The sequence below is a fragment of the Paraburkholderia sp. PGU19 genome, assembly GCF_013426915.1.
Classification (GTDB): Bacteria; Pseudomonadota; Gammaproteobacteria; order Burkholderiales; family Burkholderiaceae; genus Paraburkholderia.
The window spans coordinates 1,197,739-1,215,373 of record NZ_AP023182.1 but is presented as its reverse complement, the minus strand read 5'-3'; the positions used below and the strand labels follow the sequence as shown (position 1 = coordinate 1,215,373).

Annotated in this window: 15 protein-coding genes; 6 read left to right on the top strand and 9 right to left on the bottom strand. The window is 59.6% G+C overall.

The genetic code is table 11. The features are described 5' to 3' along the window. The first annotated feature begins 158 nt into the window (after positions 1–158). Both H1204_RS45975 and H1204_RS45970 read left to right on the top strand, forming a co-directional pair. The gene (locus tag H1204_RS45975; protein WP_180736345.1) at positions 159–1,544 is read left to right on the top strand and encodes an amino acid permease; all 1,386 of its coding nucleotides are present in this window, start codon (positions 159–161) and stop codon (positions 1,542–1,544) included. A gap of 123 nt (positions 1,545–1,667) precedes the next feature. Beyond that, on the top strand, positions 1,668–2,873 hold the full coding sequence (locus H1204_RS45970; protein WP_180735573.1) for an amino acid aminotransferase: 1,206 nt from the start codon (positions 1,668–1,670) through the stop codon (positions 2,871–2,873). A 413-nt stretch (positions 2,874–3,286) separates the two neighbouring features. Here the strand turns inward: H1204_RS45970 and H1204_RS45965 are convergent, their stop codons facing one another. Next, positions 3,287–4,672 (bottom strand): hypothetical protein, encoded by a 1,386-nt coding sequence (locus H1204_RS45965; protein WP_180735572.1) that lies wholly within the window; start codon positions 4,670–4,672, stop codon positions 3,287–3,289. Positions 4,673–4,876: 204 nt separating this feature from the next. On the opposite strand from H1204_RS45965, the gene H1204_RS45960 reads away from it, so the two are divergent. From H1204_RS45960 to H1204_RS45945, 4 genes are all read left to right on the top strand, one after another. Further along, a complete protein-coding gene (locus H1204_RS45960; RefSeq protein WP_180735571.1) occupies positions 4,877–5,254 on the top strand; it encodes a DUF1841 family protein in 378 nt (125 codons plus the stop codon). An 853-nt stretch (positions 5,255–6,107) separates the two neighbouring features. Then, positions 6,108–6,386, top strand: a complete 279-nt coding sequence (locus H1204_RS45955) for an HU family DNA-binding protein (RefSeq protein ID WP_180735570.1) — start codon at positions 6,108–6,110, stop codon at positions 6,384–6,386. Between the two features lie 355 nt (positions 6,387–6,741). Then, entirely contained in the window at positions 6,742–7,128 is a 387-nt protein-coding gene (locus tag H1204_RS45950) for a hypothetical protein (protein WP_086915789.1), read from the top strand. A 526-nt stretch (positions 7,129–7,654) separates the two neighbouring features. Then, complete coding sequence (locus H1204_RS45945; protein ID WP_180735569.1) at positions 7,655–7,927, top strand: hypothetical protein; 273 nt, start codon at positions 7,655–7,657, stop codon at positions 7,925–7,927. A gap of 825 nt (positions 7,928–8,752) precedes the next feature. Here the strand turns inward: H1204_RS45945 and H1204_RS45940 are convergent. The 8 genes from H1204_RS45940 to H1204_RS45905 form a co-directional block, all read right to left on the bottom strand. Continuing rightward, the gene (locus tag H1204_RS45940) at positions 8,753–9,631 is read right to left on the bottom strand and encodes an ADP-polyphosphate phosphotransferase (RefSeq protein WP_180735568.1); all 879 of its coding nucleotides are present in this window, start codon (positions 9,629–9,631) and stop codon (positions 8,753–8,755) included. A 57-nt stretch (positions 9,632–9,688) separates the two neighbouring features. Then, positions 9,689–10,189, bottom strand: coding sequence for a universal stress protein (locus H1204_RS45935; RefSeq protein ID WP_180735567.1), 501 nt, complete (start codon positions 10,187–10,189; stop codon positions 9,689–9,691). Next, positions 10,161–12,551 (bottom strand): HAD-IC family P-type ATPase, encoded by a 2,391-nt coding sequence (locus H1204_RS45930; protein ID WP_180735566.1) that lies wholly within the window; start codon positions 12,549–12,551, stop codon positions 10,161–10,163. The genes H1204_RS45935 and H1204_RS45930 overlap by 29 nt, the downstream gene beginning before the upstream one ends. A 543-nt stretch (positions 12,552–13,094) precedes the next feature. Further along, entirely contained in the window at positions 13,095–13,436 is a 342-nt protein-coding gene (locus tag H1204_RS45925) for a cytochrome c (protein ID WP_180735565.1), read from the bottom strand. A gap of 7 nt (positions 13,437–13,443) precedes the next feature. Continuing rightward, positions 13,444–14,628, bottom strand: coding sequence for a molybdopterin-dependent oxidoreductase (locus H1204_RS45920; protein WP_243469120.1), 1,185 nt, complete (start codon positions 14,626–14,628; stop codon positions 13,444–13,446). 320 nt (positions 14,629–14,948) lie between these two features. Continuing rightward, entirely contained in the window at positions 14,949–15,836 is an 888-nt protein-coding gene (locus tag H1204_RS45915) for a sulfurtransferase (protein WP_180735564.1), read from the bottom strand. 82 nt (positions 15,837–15,918) lie between these two features. Beyond that, positions 15,919–16,476 carry a Spy/CpxP family protein refolding chaperone gene (locus H1204_RS45910; protein ID WP_180735563.1) on the bottom strand — a complete coding sequence of 186 codons (558 nt, stop codon included), beginning with the start codon at positions 16,474–16,476 and terminating at the stop codon, positions 15,919–15,921. Between the two features lie 304 nt (positions 16,477–16,780). After that, positions 16,781–17,599, bottom strand: coding sequence for a sulfite exporter TauE/SafE family protein (locus H1204_RS45905; RefSeq protein WP_180735562.1), 819 nt, complete (start codon positions 17,597–17,599; stop codon positions 16,781–16,783). Positions 17,600–17,635 lie beyond the last annotated feature (36 nt).

Genomic DNA, 17,635 nt, shown 5'->3' with positions numbered 1-17,635 from the left:
CGACCATAGGCCGCTTCAACAATACAGATCCCAGCAGGATACGGCGCCGGCGTTACGAGCGCCGGCCGTGACGCCCCGGCACTTTTTGTTTGCCTGACCAGGGCAGCCGGGAAGCGAGGCGTGGCGTCCGGAATCAACCGCAGGACACAGGAGAAGACATCGTGGCACACCAGGGACAGGGCACGCTCAAGCGCGGCCTGAAGAATCGTCACATTCAGTTGATCGCACTCGGCGGCGCGATCGGGACAGGGCTGTTTCTCGGCGTCGCCCAAACCATCAAGTCGGCGGGGCCATCGGTATTGCTCGGATACGCGATTGCCGGCATCGTCGCCTTTTTCATCATGCGGCAGCTTGGCGAAATGGTGGTCGACGAGCCGGTCGCCGGCTCCTTCAGTTATTTCGCGGGCAAGTACTGCGGGCAATACGCGGGCTTCCTGTCGGGCTGGAACTATTGGGTGCTGTACATTCTCGTGTCGATGGCGGAGTTGTCGGCGGTCGGTATCTACATGCAGTACTGGTGGCCGGGTCTGCCGACGTGGGTCTCCGCGCTCGTGTGCTTCTGCGTGATCAACGCGATCAACCTGACCAGCGTGAAGTCGTACGGCGAACTGGAATTCTGGTTTTCGATCGTCAAGGTCGTAGCCATTGTCGGCATGATCGGCTTCGGCGGCTATCTGCTGGTCTCGGGCCACGCCGGGCCTGAGGCGAGCGTGGCCAACCTCTGGCGTCACGGCGGTTTCTTCCCCAACGGCGTTTCGGGTCTCGTGATGGCCATGGCCGTCATCATGTTCTCATTCGGCGGACTCGAACTCGTCGGCATCACCGCCGCCGAGGCGGATGATCCGTCACGTACCATCCCGCGCGCGACCAACCAGGTGATTTACCGCATTCTCATCTTCTACGTCGGCGCACTCGGCGTGCTGCTTTCGCTGTATCCGTGGGAAAAGGTCGTCGCGGGAGGCAGTCCGTTCGTGCTGATCTTTCACGCGATGAACAGCAACTTCGTGGCTAATGTGCTCAATGCCGTGGTGCTCACGGCCGCGCTGTCGGTCTACAACAGCGGCGTGTACTGCAACAGCCGCATGCTCTACGGCCTTGCGGGCCAGGGTAACGCGCCGCGTGCGCTACTGAAGGTCAATGCCCGGGGCATTCCGCTCGTCGCACTCGGTGTCTCCGCGCTCGCGACGGCAGCGTGCGTGGTCATCAACTACCTGATGCCCGGCAAGGCATTCGAGCTCCTCATGGGCCTCGTCGTCTCCGCGCTCATCATCAACTGGGCAATGATCAGCATCATCCATCTGCAATTCCGCCGTGCGAAGGCACGCGCCGGCGACACGACCCTGTTCCGCAGCTTCGGCTATCCGCTCACAAACTACCTGTGTCTCGCATTCCTCGGCGGCATTCTGGTAGTGATGTGCCTGATTCCGGACCTGCGCATTTCCGTCTACCTGATCCCGGTCTGGCTCGTCGTGCTGGGCGTAGGCTATCGGCTGAGCAACCGTCGCGCGGGCGCCTCGGTACCGGCCGGCGTGTCGATTCGCTAGCCGCGCTACTGGCTGCGGGACGGCGCCAACGAGCTTTCCCGCCATCACATCTGATTGATGCGAGCCGATCAGGCTCGCTCGATCATCCACTGCTTTTTCGCTTTGGCTTCCCCAGGAACTGTCATGTTCGAACACATCGATGCCTATCCCGGCGACCCGATCCTCACGTTGAATGAGAACTTCGCGAAGGATCTGCGCGACAACAAGGTCAACCTGAGCATCGGCATCTACTACGATGACGAAGGCCGCTTGCCCGTCATGCAAGCCGTGCGCGAGGCCGAAGGACAATTGCTCGCGGAACTCGGCCCGAAGCCATACCTGCCCATGGCGGGCTTCGCGCAGTATCGCGACGCCGTGCAGTCGCTGGTGTTCGGCGACGACTCGCCGGCGCGTGTCGATGGCCGCATCGCGACCGTGCAGACGCTGGGCGGCTCGGGGGCGCTCAAGATTGGCGCAGATTTCATCAAGCGCTACTTTCCGGACTCACAGGTCTGGGTGAGCGATCCGACGTGGGAAAACCACCGTTTCATTTTCGAGCGCGCCGGGTTCACCGTCAGCACCTATCCGTACTATGACGAGGCCAGCGGCGGCCTGAAATTCGAAGCGATGCTCACGGCCATCGACGCGTTGCCTGCACGCAGCGTCGTGCTATTGCATGCGTGCTGTCACAATCCGACCGGTGTGGACCTGAACGACGCGCAGTGGGTACAGTTGATCGAGATTCTCAAGAAACGTGACCTGCTGCCGTTTATCGACATGGCCTATCAGGGCTTCGGCGCGGGTATCGAGGCGGACGCATTCGCGATTCGCGAACTCGTGCACCAGAACGTGCCGGCCTTCGTGGCCAACTCGTTCTCGAAGAACTTCTCGCTGTATGGCGAGCGCTGCGGCGGTCTGTCGGTGATCTGCGAGTCGCCGGATGTGGCCGCTCGGGTATTGGGTCAACTGACGAGCGCGGTGCGTGCGAACTATAGCAACCCGCCGACGCACGGCGCGAAGATCGTCGCGCGAGTGCTCACGACACCGGAGCTGCGGCAATCGTGGGAAGATGAGCTTACTTCGATGTGCCGGCGCATCATGCGTATGCGTGCCGAGATCCATGACTGCCTGCGGGGCAATGTACCGGACACGATGCTCGCACGATATCTCGAGCAACGCGGGATGTTCACGTACACGGGGCTGTTAGCCGGCCAGGTTGACGTGCTCCGCGAGCGGCACGGCGTCTATCTGATCCGGTCCGGTCGCATGTGCGTCGCTGCTCTGAATGAGAGAAACCTTGCAATCACTGCCCGGGCGATCGCGGAAGTCCTCTCACACGCAACGGATTGAGGGAATCTGCGGATATTGCGTTTGTGTGTTTTCAGGGAAATCGTTCTTTTCCGGCAGGCCCATCCAAGGCCGCGCGGGGCATGGTCGCCAAGCGTGCCGAGCCTGTATGCGCTGCAGGCGGGCCGCTGTGTTGGCCTGCCCGTAGCGCGCAGCGAGTCTGCCTGGTTCGGGCGGTCACCCAATCCCACGGCATCATTTCGATCTGTGTACTTTGACATCAACCGGATTCACATTGGTTGGCCCCGACAGACAGACAGATAGACAGACGTCGAAGCGGTCGTGCCCGAGGCACGCGGCGAGACCGGTCGTCGATCGTCGACCCGAAACGAGGCGATTTTTCGCACACCAGGCGCAAGCCACCTCGATGCGGTTTATGCATCATGACACGAGGGGCCTGACACGCTACCACCGACTCACAACAGGACCGCTTGCCGCAAAAGCTCGAGCGCTTTCAATTCGTCCAATCGACCCGTGCGTGCCTTACCTGCCAGCGTCTTGATCAATGCTTCTGCTATCGGTTCAATACCATGAAGATTGTCCAGGCTGGTCACGGAAGCGAAGGGCAGCGGTACCGGGTTTTGCTGCGGTGTGGGGGAGGTAGGAAGCGACTCAGGGGTTGCCGGTGTGACCACCGGGCTCTCGCCATCACTTTGTTCCAGTGAGCGACCGGCGAGGTTGTCGGGGAAATCACTTGCATGATCCTGCGGGCTGGCGACGATCGCCTCATTCTCTGCTGCGACATCGGCCGAAACAGGTGAGGGGCTTTCCGGATCGCCCAGGGCGTCCGCCCAAACTTGCCCCGTGCGCGCCTTCGCATTGGCGAGCTTTCCTGGCACGTTAGCATCTGTTGCGGCCGCAAGTGGCTCCTGTTGTTGAGCGGATACGCGACCGCGCGAAGCGGGCGTCAGCATACACGACACCGACTCTGGAATCTCAGCTTCGGAGCGCGGCGTATCCAGCCAGCCAGTTGGCAATCCCAGCCTCTCCGTGAACCGGTTTGCTTCGACACTGTCCATGCGTTTCTTGCCATGTAGCCGATCGGCTATGTTGAATCCACTCATCTCCATGACCACGCCAAGTCTTACTTTCGATCCGTTGCGGCTCGTGAGAACGTGGAGGTTAGCGCGTCGGATGTTCTCCACCTCGGCGCTGTCGCTTAATGCCAAAGGTCGCTGTTGGGGCGTCTTGGGAGACGTCTTGTTTTTCGAAGGCGAAGTGTTGAGCGGCGCATGAGGTTCAGACTGTCCGGTCATTTCGCTTCGATTATTCTTGACGGCTCTGGGCGACCCGCCTGTTGTTTTCCTCGGCATTTGCGCTTCCTCGGACACACTATCTTTAAGTAACGGTTGCTGATCGACGTTCAAGGCAGAAGCCGAGTTAAGTGCTTCAGACTCTACGTCTGGTCCGTCGTCAGTCTGAATGAAGTCGAGTGGGGACTTCAGGCGAGCGATGGTCTCGGAGGCAAGGCCAGGATTGGGGTTGTCAAAAAAACCATGCGGCAACCCAAGCGTGGTTTCCATGTGAAAGGCGGTCTCGGGTGTGAACCGCTCGCCCTTCATCAGTTCGCCCACGCGCGTCATGTTCGATTCAAGGGCTATCGCGATATTCTCTGCGCCTACCGTCTCGACCAGAAACTGAAATGACCGTGTTTTGAAAATGGAGGCAGTCTGGGCGGCGTCTCGAGGAGGCGCCTTCACATAAGGTTGTCCCTGCCGGTTGGATGGGGATTTATTTACGTGGCGAGGTTGGCGTTGGCCGTTGTCCCGGGATCCCGCATATCGCCCGCGGGCTTGACTCATAAAGTAGGCCTCCATGCGATCGTTGATACGCTGAATATTTTAATCATAGACGAGGGCATGTGGGCGTTTGATGATGGGTCAGCTCCTTGGGTCGAAGAGAGCCACAATCAAGGTCGAAATCCCAATTGCCGGGCCGCGACGTGATCCAAGCCGCGCCGGCAACGCTACCATATAGTAGAGGTCAGTCACCAAAGGGCTTGCAGCATGGAAGCATACAACCCCCAGAGCGCGCCCGAGCCTGGTTCATGGCTCGAACTGGACGAACAGGAGCGCATTGATCTTGTTGAATCCTGGCATCGCGCGGCACAAGTCAAACTTCCGAATGTCACCGCGCATGCCGCGTTGCACACCGTCGTCGAAAACCAGATTGCGGTGAATCTCGAACCGGTGGTCCGAGCCGTGCATCGCCTGACGAAAGGAGGACTGACGCGACATGATGCGATTCACGCAATCGGTTCGGTGGTCGCCGAGCAGTTCTTCGATACTTTGACCACGGAGCAGAGGGACGAAGTTGATGCTTCGCAAGCGCACTACCTCGCCGCAGTGGAGCGCCTAACCGTCAAGAGCTGGCGTCAAGGATAGCTACTTAAACTTCATCTGTGATTCGAAGCAAGTCGGCGTTTCGCGCGGAGCCGTGTTGGTATCCAGACGACCACGAAGAAAAGAAGTTAAGGCGCAGTCGGGCATGCCGATCTCGGACTCGATAATGGTATGTTCTTACGCCGTGAAAACTTGTGGCGATTACGTTGACAGGTAGGGGGCGCAGCGGAGAAATAGTACGTAGTAGTCCAAAAAGCACACTGCAATTCGCAGCGATCAAGTTGTGCCACGAAATCGTGCTATTGACATCAGAATACTTATCGCAATAGCACGGTTTCATTTCTCGTCCACCGCCGTTCATGCACGCTCACGCAAGTAAAGTTGTGTCTAGATTGCAAGTAAAGTTGTGTCTATCCGGGCGGCCTTCCTTCGCATGCGACTTTCTCCCACGGTTGGAAGAAGGCGGGGCGTCTGATTTGCACGTCGTGATCGCTTCGCAAGCGTTCTGCTGTCTATTTTGTTGCGAAATCCTTTCGAAGTGTGCATCGCGACACAACTTTACTTGCAGGGCCAGGCCTCGATAGACACAACTTTACTTGCAATGGAAATTGCCACCGGATCCTTTACCAGTGAGCCTGTGCGGGGAATTTCACGACGCACCACGATAGGCACAACTTTGCTTTAGTGAGCGGAATTTGTACCGCCGAAACCGCGTTCCACCGACGAAACTACGCGTCCCGTGAGCTTGGGAACCATGCGTACACGCTCGACAGACCGACACGCTACGCGTTCGGCTGCCCCGCCTGGACGCGATAGCGCGACTGCTCCCCGGTTGCGTGAAGACGTCCCGATCGGGTAGGGTGGCGACGTCTCCCATCTCAAGGAAGGAATAACGATGACGAAGCAGGAACTGATCGACGCGATCGCGGCGAAGACGGGCGAAAGCAAGGCTGCAACGGGCGAAGCGATCGACGCTTTCATTGCGGCGATCACCGCTGAAGTGACGAAGGGCGGCACGGTGCAGCTGGTCGGCTTCGGCTCGTTTTCGACCGGGGCCCGCGCGGCGCGCGTTGGCCGCAATCCGGCCACCGGCGAAGAAATCCAGATCGCTGCGGCAAAGACGGTGAAGTTCACCGCGGGTAAGGCGTTCAAGGACTCAGTGAACGGACGGTAACCGCCAGCGCGTCGGCTCGTTGGTTTGCGGGCGGCGTTGCCACCGTTTCAACCGGTTCCTCGTGGTTGAGACGGTTGGATGGCACGACGATCCGCACAGGGAGGACGGTCCGTAGCACCCCGCAAATAATCGAACCCGAGTTGCGTATGCAGCCGGCGAGCAGGCATTGTCGTGGCCTGGGATGTGCCGTGTACCGGACCGGCCACGCCGCTGACACAGCGCCGGACGACCGGCCCTGGCTACAATAAGGCCACCGATCAGACGTGGCCGTTGACGACATTACATGAGTTCAAAGCGAGGTCCGGGCAGCGTGAGCCGGCCCAGACGACCCCTCTCGAAAACAATGCTGTTACCCATGGACGTGGCGTCCGCGCGGGAACAGTCGCTGTCCTGTCACCTCGCGCTTGCGACATGCAGGCGTGGTCACGGGAACAACTACCTGTTCAATGAGCTGATGCGAACCGTGTACGTCGCGTGGTTTCTCCAGCAGGCGGGATACGGCGACGAGCCGCTTGAACTGTACAAGCTCGCCGAATATGCGGTCGAAGCCGCGCTCACGCTTGCGCATGAATCGGGCGAATGGCTGCTCGCGGACGACGCGCTACCGGTTTTTGAAAAGCTGCTGGCGCTACACGACTCGCAACTCGCCGTTGCGCCGCTGCACAAGGTCGTCGACGCCGAGCGGCGGCTGGCACGGTTCCTTCACGGAACAGCCAGTTCGCCCATTCCAGAAGGAGAGTGAGCCGAGCCGGAAACCGCCGGTAACTATGATCGCCGTTGTTGATTGTTTGCTTAGGAATCCTGCTTAAATGGATCTGTTCGTCATACGATCGACCCATTCCCATAATGCAGAGCGTTTTTTCGTTTGTGATCGCGGCTACAAGCGCATCACCAGGCCGATTGAGATCACTCCGCGGTCGGTAACGAAAAAACCGTTTGCGCTAAACCGCTCCGCAGGCGGTCTCTGCGCCTGTTCACGCCCTGTTCGAACCTGGTGGTCCGCTTGCGGTACGGTACCGGATGCTGGCTCAGGCAAACGAATTTGTTGAACAACTGCATGGACGTCGACTACAGCTGCTAGATGATCTTGACCATTGGCGGCTTGGCGACGAATTCTTCTGCCGCTAAAAAACAACCGCCCACGAGAGTTCGAGAAGGCCATGGGCGCGTCACCGGTTTCACGGCATTCTTCTCTCCATATGGTTTATCGACGCTGCCGTCGTAACTCCTCCGCGTGGTGATTTTCGTTAAATAGAGACGCCTAGAACGTGACCGACACCAAACGTGGAAGCGGCTGCCGTCAGACAAATCACATGTGCCGCAGGGCGAACGGAAACTACCAAAACTGCCAGGTCGCCGACGACCGGCTTTCCCGTGAGGATGCCGCCGGCGCGCAGCTTCGCGGCGAACGCCGCTTCCACCGGGCGATCAGGCAGCAGCGAAAGCCGCGCGCGAAAATCCTCTGCGCGCCTTACGCCGCCGGCATCGGGCGAAACGACGGTGAGCGCCGTGTCGCGCAGTTGCGACGACTGCGATCCTAGCGTTCGCGAAAGGAAGGGATGTTGGATCCCGGCATAGTTGCCGGTCTTGCTATGACCCGCTTATGCCTTAAGTGACCACGTACTAGTGAAGACCGCACCGGCAATTACTCCGAGCGCCGTGAGCGTCAGATAGGCGAAATGAAAATGCTGATGGGACGCAAGTCCATGCGTGCCGTACGTCAAGACACCTAGGCTGACAAGGCATGCTAAGGCTCGGACGGAAAATGCAGGGGTCGAAGTCATTCGTTCTTTCCTTTCAGTGCGTGGCGTCATGTGCGCGCTGCGTAGAATACTAAAGCGGCCGTATCTAGAATAGCTGCTGAAATCCCTCGGTGACATACAGGCCGGCGCCGCGTGCGACCAGAACCCCGCGACGAGCTGTTGCAGCGCACCAGGTTCTGGATCAAACGCGGAGCCACACGGCTTCTAGAAGGAGGGGTTTGCACAGCGATGCAGTTAAACATCGTTAGCCTTGGACTGAACACCATCACAACAAGTGCCGCCAGAAAGTACCGTCCCACGAAATCCTCAGGTGCGCGGATAGCTCCGCTGTCATGTCGATGCACGCTGAGGGGTACTCCATCAACGTCGACTGGCTACGCACGCCGCGCCGGTCTCAGTTTTGTTCGATTCCTTGTCTCAACGTCTATCCCTCACGCGAAAAACCGGCGCTGAGAGTATTTCAACCGGCAGTCCGTCCATCGTGCAAGGGGTTTCAATGCGGTCTACGCGGAGCAAAACCGTATAGACTAGTCAGCGTTCGTTCGCGAAGAGAAGATGCGCGCATTTTCTGGTTTTCGCTCGGGCATGACTGACGGGCGTCACCTATGATTGCTCCCGGTCGAGCGTCGCTCGAATCTGGGAAAGTTCATTGCGCCGCTGAGAAGTGGTTTCGGGATACCGAAGATTCAATTTCTCCAGCGTGTCCAAAATGATCTGAGAGACAATGAGCCGGGCATTTTCCTTATCATCGGCAGGCACGACATACCATGGAGCGGTTTTTGTGCTGGTCGCACCGAGACATTGCTCATAGGCCGCCATATACTCCGACCAGAACTTTCGCTCTTCGACATCGGCGGAGCTGAATTTCCAGTTCTTGTCGGGTTCGTCGATACGCGCGAGGAAGCGCTTTCGCTGCTCCTCCTTCGAAAGGTGCAGAAAGAACTTGACGATGCGCGTGTCGTTGCGATGGAGATGGCTCTCAAGATCATTGATCGAGCGGTAACGGCCCTGCCAGAGTGCCGCCCCCGCGCCTGGCGAGCCGGATAGGCCCTCTGCGCGAAGAATCTCCGGATGGACACGAAGGATCAAGACCTCTTCGTAGTACGACCGGTTGAAAATCCCGATCTGTCCACGCTCAGGAAGATCGCGAGTCGTGCGCCAAAGGAAATCGTGTTGAAGCTCAGTCGCGCTCGGATGCTTGAAGCTGAAGACCCGGCAACCCTGCGGGTTGACGCCCGACATGACGTGCTTGATCACCCCGTCTTTTCCTGCCGCATCCATTGCCTGAAGTATGAACAGTACCGCGTAGCGGTTATCGGCATACAGGACGCTTTGCAATGCGCGCAACTGTTTGATGTGGTCCGCCAGCATGGCGTGATAGTGCTCCTTCGATCCGTATGCGGGTGCCACACGCGCAGGCCACTTGCCCAGGTCAACCGCCGCACCTTCGTGGATGCGAAACGCATCTGAGTCGATCTTCATGTCTATCCTCCCGACCGGCACCGATTGAATACATAATCAATCCGCGTACCGTCTGGCTCAGACCGCTGGCGGAGAGACGACCGCACTAACCTCTCTTGAGCTTTCTGCATGGTTCCGCAGTGGCACGATGAGCACCGGAATGTCAGCGCTGCGCAAGAATGATTCGGCGGTACTGCCGAGCAGGATGCGCTCGACACCACTGCGGCCATGTGTTCCAAGCACCATCAGATCTGCACCCCATGCTTTGGACTGACGTTGCAACTGGGATGCAATCCCGGTATCGTCGGCATCCAGCAGTGATGTTTCCCCGGCAAGATTCGTCAGGATGAAAAGATCATGTGCCCGGGCAAGCGCCGCATTTGCGGTTGCTCGCGTCGTACGGTTGTGCGCTGCAGGGTCATTGAACCCGGGGCCGGGCCAAACGATGTCCGGCACGCTCTCGACCACGCTGACCGCGTGAATGGCAGCCCCGTCCATCGTAGCAAGGCGGATCGCCTCGGCGAGTGCCGAAACAGCGATCTGACTGCCGTCAATTCCAACCATGATGCGTCTGAACATAGGCGTTCAAGGTCGTGTGACCCTTCCTCCGAAGCAAGGCAAGGATGGCGGCTTTGGCCGTCTCCAGCACACCAGCAAAAAAGAGCGTAGCAACAAGCAACGCCGAAATGACCAACGGACGCAGCGGCGCCATCATTACACCGCTGGTGGCCAGGCCAATCGCAAGTGCGATGTCGATTAGAGAGGACACGAAAAGCCATGCGCCCGGACGCGATTGCAAAACGCCATGCCGCTCGCGCGCCACATAGACGATCGCCTGGCTGGCGAACACCAGTGTGACAAAGGCGAGGGTACGCAGCGAGTCCAAGGAAAAATGGAAACCATAAAACGCTGCCGCGATCACACCGGTGCCGAACATCAGCTGGCAGAGGCCATATAGCGCTGCAAGCCGTGTCACGTATTTCGTATCCCATGCCGCCGGAGAGGGGGAGGGCGTCACGCGGTCGATTGTCAAGGCCATCGTAATGAAGTCCCCCGTCACGAGCAGCAATGCCATGAGCAGTGGCGTTAGGATAGCGTGGCCGGTCATCAGGACGCCAGCGGCGAGGAACAGCACCAGCTGGAATTTTTTGGCGAGTGCATTCAGTGCGTAGGTTGTGAGTCGCTCAAACGCGCATCGCGCTTCGATAATCGTCGTGACGATTCCATTCAAGCCTGGCTTCGTCAGGACAACCGCAGCGGCCGCTTTCGCGACGTCTGTCGCTGTCGCCACTGCGATTCCTGCCTGCGCCTGACGAAGGGCGGGCGCATCGTTGACGCCGTCTCCGCACATGGCGACCACGTGCCCGCGATCCTGAAACGTCCTGACCAGCCGGAATTTGTCTTCCGGATAAACCTCAGCGTATACGTCAGCGTCTTGCCACTGGCCGTCGCGTTGCAGGCTTTCGGAGGTCATGATGCGCGGCCCCAGCCCGACTGCTTCCGCGACCACTGCTGCGGTCGGCTCGGCATCTCCGGTGACCATCACTGGCCGAACGCCCATGGCGCGTACCTGAGCGAGTAACAGTGCCGAATCCGGCCGAGGCGGATCGGCAAGCCCGATGAAACCAACAATGCGTGGCCGCCCCGGACCTGCGCCAACCGCGACGGCAAGCACGCGTTGCCCCTGCGCAGAGAGAGCTCTGGCTTGCGCGCTCGTGGCCAGCTCGTCCTGTGCCACCGCAGCGACGGCTGAGGGGGACCCCTTCAACACCTGGAATTCGCTTCCATCACCGGCGTTGACCCATGCCTGTGAAATTCTGCTGGCAGGGTCGAAGGGCGTGAATGAGGTCACGGCCGCCTTCGCGAAGGACGGCGACGGCTTCTCTTCGCTCGCGCGGCGGATTGCCGTGTCGACCGCGTCGAGCGAACCCTCCTCGCTGGCAAGTGCGGCGTAGGCGAGGACATCGCTCTCCGTTATCTCAGGTGTCACTGCGCGCACTGCCGCAACGCGAATGGTATTGGCTGTCAGCGTACCCGTTTTGTCGACGCACAACACGTCAACGGAAGCAGCCTCTTGCAAGGCAGACAGGCGTGTTAGGAGGATACCTTCGGCAGCGAGCCGCCTCGCGCTCAATGCGCTGCCGAGCGTGAATGTTGCCGGCAGCGCCACGGGTATGGACGCGAGCAACGCGGTGAGAACAAGCGCAAGAAGGTGGTGCAGCGGCATGCCAGTCACTTGAACGTAGGCGACGAGCATTGTGATGACAGCCGCGTTGAAGACAGCGAGATTGCGCACGACCGTGACGATGGTATGTTGTTCGGTGCTTTCGCTGCTAGCGATTTTGACGAGTTCAGCGGTCCGGCCAAAATAAGTTCTAGACCCAGTCGCTGTGACCTCGCCGATGGCGCTGCCGCGGCGCACGAGTGCACCCGCATACGCCGAAGCGCCGATGCTGGCTTCAGCGGGTACCGATTCGCCAGTCAGCATGGACTGATCAAGCGACACGGCGCCTGCGACAATCCGCATATCGGCGGGCACCACGCAGCCGAGCGACAGGTCTACCACGTCGCCGGGAACGATAGCGGCGGCGGGAAGCTGTGTCCACACGCCATCGCGTCGGACGGAAGCGATGGGTGTCAGTTTCTTCTTCAGTACGTCGATTACCTGTTTCGCACGCTGTTCCTGGAACAGGCCGAGCGCGACATTGAACACAAGTAACGCACCGATAATGAATGCCTCAATCCTCTCCCCAGTGATGAGTTGCAGCAGGATCGCCGCCTCCAGCATCCACGGGATCGGTGACCAGAATCGGGCCGCCACACGTTGAAGCAATGGATTAGGCGGTTCTGATATCTCGTTGGCACCCCATTGCGTCAGCCGTTTGGCCGCTTCCTCGCTGCTTAGGCCGTTCGGTATATCAATGTCTGTCGGTGCATTCATGTTTCGTATTACTACCGTGATCGCCTTCTGGTCGTAAGTACCGCAATCCCGTCACGTTCGCTTATGCCCTTTACCGCGGCAAATTTTTGAAGGACCGCTGGTGCGCGCACGAGTCGGCTCGCAGCAAGCATTCCAATGCCTCCGATTCAGTACGGCCACCTTTTGAACCTGCGCGTACCGGGTAGTTCTGAGCTTGAGTGTCCGCTTCAGAAACTCTCTTCGAATAGACCTTCTCGAAGGTTGATCGTCGTCAACGGGAAGGCAATTATCGCGAAGACAAGCGGTTCCATGAGAGTTGCACTCTTACACCGGCGATGAGCCCCTTATCATTAACGGGCCAGCCAGGTCTCTCGCACGCTGCGGGATGTTGGGTACTTTCTCCGGACTGTTTGTCGACGAAGCCTCCAGGCGGGGCCGGCGGACGCTCCCGATCGCCTGCGTGCGTGTCATCAGACGGCGTAAGCGGAGTGTTGGGCGGCGTGATGGGGCTATTAACCTAGGCGCCCCTAGGCTTGATATAGCGGCGACGGTGTGTGAAGTCGGCTACGGCTTCCCGTTAATTGCTGACAGGTACCGCGCTATCTCCTCGATCTTGTCGGCAGGGAGCGGCGCAGCATAGACCGCCCGCATCTTGTTCACCTCGGTCTGCCATTCTTCGAACGACAAGGGCGGTTGTCGCAACACCATTCCGGGAGAGTGACAGATGACGCAGTGGGCATTGGCCAGTTCAGCGCCCGGGGCGGGCGGAAATGTAGTCCGACCAGCAGGTAGTGACACATCGACGGTTTGCCGATCGGGGGCAGTCGAGGGCGGGGTGGCGCCCGCCGTCTCTGATACGGCAAGGATGAGAGCCGCCATTGAGAAAGCAGCCATTTGGGCGTTCATGTCGTCCTCATGCAGCAAACACATTGAGCTGTTCGACTACATTACGCATGTAGCCTCCTGGGTTCCAGTTTGACGTGTCCGGCTGGGCAATGCCGTCTGTGTTGGTAGCCTTCACCTTCAGTACGTACTGGCCGCCTTGTCGGGGCGAAAACTGCGATTCCCATCGGCGGAAGCTGTACTTGCCGAAGTCACGCCCGAGTCGCGCAGGCGTCCAGGTTGTCCCGTTATCGTGCGAAAAAAGGACCTCCCGCACGCCGGCATTTCCCCCAAACGCAATCCCGCGCACTGTCTGTGTCCGGTTCAGGTCGAGCACGGCGCCATCACCGAGGTTCGTGAAGAATGACCTCGGTACCATCGCGCCGATCGGAATCGTCTTTACGTTCGCCTGGCCCGGCGATACGTCTGCGTGTGGAGTATCCGGTATCTGGTAGGCCTTGGCCATCCAGAAGTTGTTATCTGGGGTGTCAATGACCTCGATATCGGTGAGCATCTTCATCCAGTATGTGGAGTACCATCCGGGCACCACGAGGCGAAGTGGATAGCCGTTCAAAAGCGGCAGGGGCTTGCCGTTCATGGAAAAGGCGACCATGACTTCGCCATCACGCGCGTGATCGACGCTGAGCGTCTTGACAAAATCGGGCGTGTCGGCAATGACGCCCGTGTCGAGGCCGTTGAAGCGTACCTGCACGGCGCCTGGCTTTACGCCGGTGCGGTCGAGAATATCCCTGAGACGCACGCCTGTCCATATCGCGTTGCCCATTGCGCCGTTGGCCCATTCACCTCCCGCTACACGGGGCCTGAAATACCCACGAGAGTTTCCAGCGCACTGGTTCACGGCAGCGATCTCGACACGCTCGAATTTTCTCGACAGGTCGTCAAGACTGAGGTCTAGTTCACGGTTGACCGAGCCCCGCACTTTCACGCGGAACGCCCGGGCATCAATGCGTGTAGGAATGCTTGCGAGGTGCCAGCGGACGAAAAAGCGATCATTCGGCGTGAACACGCCTTGGTCGAAGACAGGGAATGGCGTCTCCAGGAGAGGCGGGCGGCTGCGGAGGAGCAGCATTTCGCCCTTTTGCGGAAACGCGGTTGTCAGTTCGCGCAGTCCGTTTTCGAAGGGAAGGGTGACCGCATTCGCGGCTTGCGTGAGCCCAGGCAGTCCCAATGCCAGACAACCTGCGCTTCCTGTCATGAGGGATTGCAGCACGCGGCGGCGCCTGGTATCGCATCGGTCGTTCATCACCGTCCCCTATCCTCTGTCCATATCCCGCTCTTGTGTCGGGACCTGACTCAATATATGCGCCGCTGAACGCCTGCTCCATCAGGAATACCCGCAATCGCGCTATGCTGGCATAGGTAGCCTGGCGGCCGGCGATGCACGACGATGCAAATGCGAGGGTGGTGCATCGGCGCAAGCGTGTGGTGACCGGGTTGCTTTCCCGGGGCAGCGCCGGAATGGCTGCGACGTGTGTGCGAGCCGCGTCGCGTGCCGGTTTCGCGGAAGATCAGGCCCTACGTCGTGGCGACGACGCGATCGTCCTTGTACGGCAAACCCTGCTCGATGGGAAGGAGCGGGTCACGCGACCATTCGTTCCACGAGCCAAAATACAGCCTGACGTCTCTGATGCCCGCCTCCTCCAACGCGAGGAAGGTGTTGGACGCGCGGGCGCCCTTGAAACAGAAGACAATGACAGGCGTGTCCCGGGAGATTCCGGCGGTGGCGCATTCAGCAAGAATCTCTTTGGGCGACTTGAACATCTGCCCCGTGGGTGTGGGCTTCATCATCCGGTACCACTCGATCCAGACTGAACCGGGAATGCGCCCCTTGCGCGGGCAGAAGTCCTTGCCGTACGGCGAAGAACTGTCTCCAATCCACTCGTCGACGTCACGGACGTCAAGCTTGACCACGTCTGGCCTCGATACAGCATCTTTCATCGCAGTGAGATCCACAAGTATCCCGCTGCCTGCCGGATCGACTGGAAACGTCGCGGTACACGTGGCAGGTACTTCGGTTGTGGCTGGCAAGCCTGCCGCGCGCCAGGCGGCAAAGCCGCCGTGCAGGACCTTGATCTTGTCCTTTGGATAGCCGAGATAGCGCAACAGCACATAGCCGCGGCATGACTGGCCGAAGCCTGTTGCCATGGACTGTTCATAAATGACAGCGGTTTCGTCTCCAGACAGGCCCGCGTCGCCGAATGCCCTCGTAAAGGTCTCACGCAAGGCGGTCAAGCCCTCGCGCGTCGATGTCGCGAGATACGTAAAAATCTCGTGGATGTTCACGGCGCCGGGCAAGTGTGCTTCGGCGTAGCTTGCCGCATCTCGCGTGTCGATCGGCACAACCGCCATAGACTTCGACATGCTAACCAGTTCGGCAGGTGACACAAGGACATTGTCGGTCATGGCTTACTCCTTCAAGACCGGTTGCTTCTCTTTCGCGCGGCGCGTAGCCAACAGGCCGCGCTTACGTCAGGTGAATACCTGCTTACCATTGCAGTTCCTGCTGCTGGCTCCTGTAACTGCGCAGCTTTTCCTGTTGCTGCGCCGTCAGGAGAGCTTCGATCCGCTTGCGCGCATCGATCGACGAGTCGAACATCTTTTGCCGGATCGCGTCGATGGCTTTGTAGGTTTTCGTGATTTCAGCGGAGTCACGTTTGGGGGCTTCATACAGATCCCTCAGGCGGGCTTGCTGGTCCAGCATGTTGCCCATCAAGGTCCAGTGAGTTTTGCGTGTGTCGTCCTGGATCTGGTTGATCTTCACACGCTGTGCATCGGTCAGGTCGAGGGTTCCGGTCCATGCGTTGAAACCCATGCCTGAACCCATCCCGAATCCACGCATCATCCCTGGGCCCATGCCGTATCCCATCATTCCGCCACCCGGTCCGGCGCCGCCTATCATGCCAGGTCCGCCCCCGCATCCCCAGCCTCCTCTGTCCGATTGTGGAGGAGTGGTCTGGGACGCGCCTTGTGCTGAGACAGTGCATGCCCACGAGATTCCGATTGCAAGCACAATGAGGCTCTTGCTCCATACTTGAATACGCATTCGTCTCTCCTTCGCTTCGATGCATTCACGTTCCCGCACGCGGGAACCATGGCCAGACAGATCGAGCCTATGCGCTGGGGACCAGTCTGTTTTGATACACATCAACGCAGGGCGCTTTGCGTTGCGCTGCGTTGACGAAGGAAGAGCCCGCATCGGGGATGTCTTTAATGAAAACCTGATGGGGATGGAGGGGGCGTTGGCCCATGGGCCGTGTGCATTGAAACGCATCTGCCGACGCGTGGCAGGTTCGAGTGATGCCGTTAAGGAAAGTCCAAAAGTACCGGTGAGATTCTGATCGGAGAACTCAAACGGACATGGCGACCTTGGCGACCATGCCGACTGCAATGAGAGCAGCGACGAGCGCGAAGCCCTGTTGCAGCCTGTTAGCGCTCAACCGGCTGGCAACGAGCCGCCCAGCCAGCATGCCGCTCAGGGCGCCTGCAGCGAACGGCACGCCCACTGGCCAGTTCATGTGGCCTGAGATCGCCGTCGAGATGACGCCGGAAGCGGACACAAGTGTGATGACCGCGAGCGATGTCGCCATGATTGCCGGCACCGGCGCATTGGTGGCTTTCCTCAGCGCGGGGACAATGACGAAGCCTCCGCCCACGCCGAGCAGGCCGGACAAAAGGCCCGCGCCGATACCCGCAAGGGCGAGTGCGCGCGTGCAGGCGGCCGTCCACACGAAACGGCCAGTCCCGCTATTGAGCTGACATGGTTGTAAAGCCGAATCGCTGCGAATTTCGTCAGGCGTGCCGACGGCAGCCTGCCGGAACATCCGGAGCGCGACGTACGCCAGTACGCCGGCAAAGACGAGTGTGAGCGGTCCGTTCGGCAGTCGATGGGCAAGCCACAGGCCGACGGGCGAGAACACCGTACCTGTCAGTGCCATCAGCGCTGCGGCGCGGTAGCGGACGATGCGCGCCTGCAGCCCCATCAATGCGCCAAGCGCGGCGGAGATGCCTACGGCCAACAGGGCGATGGGCGCGGCCTCGGCGATGTCCAGATGCAGCACAAACAGCAGCAAGGGCACTGCAAGGATGGCACCGCCTGCTCCCGTGAGCGCGAGGATGAGGCCGACGACAAGACCGAGTGCGGCGCTGCTGGCAATCACGTGTTCCATCTGACAACCTCTGTTTATTCAACTGCGAGCCTTGGC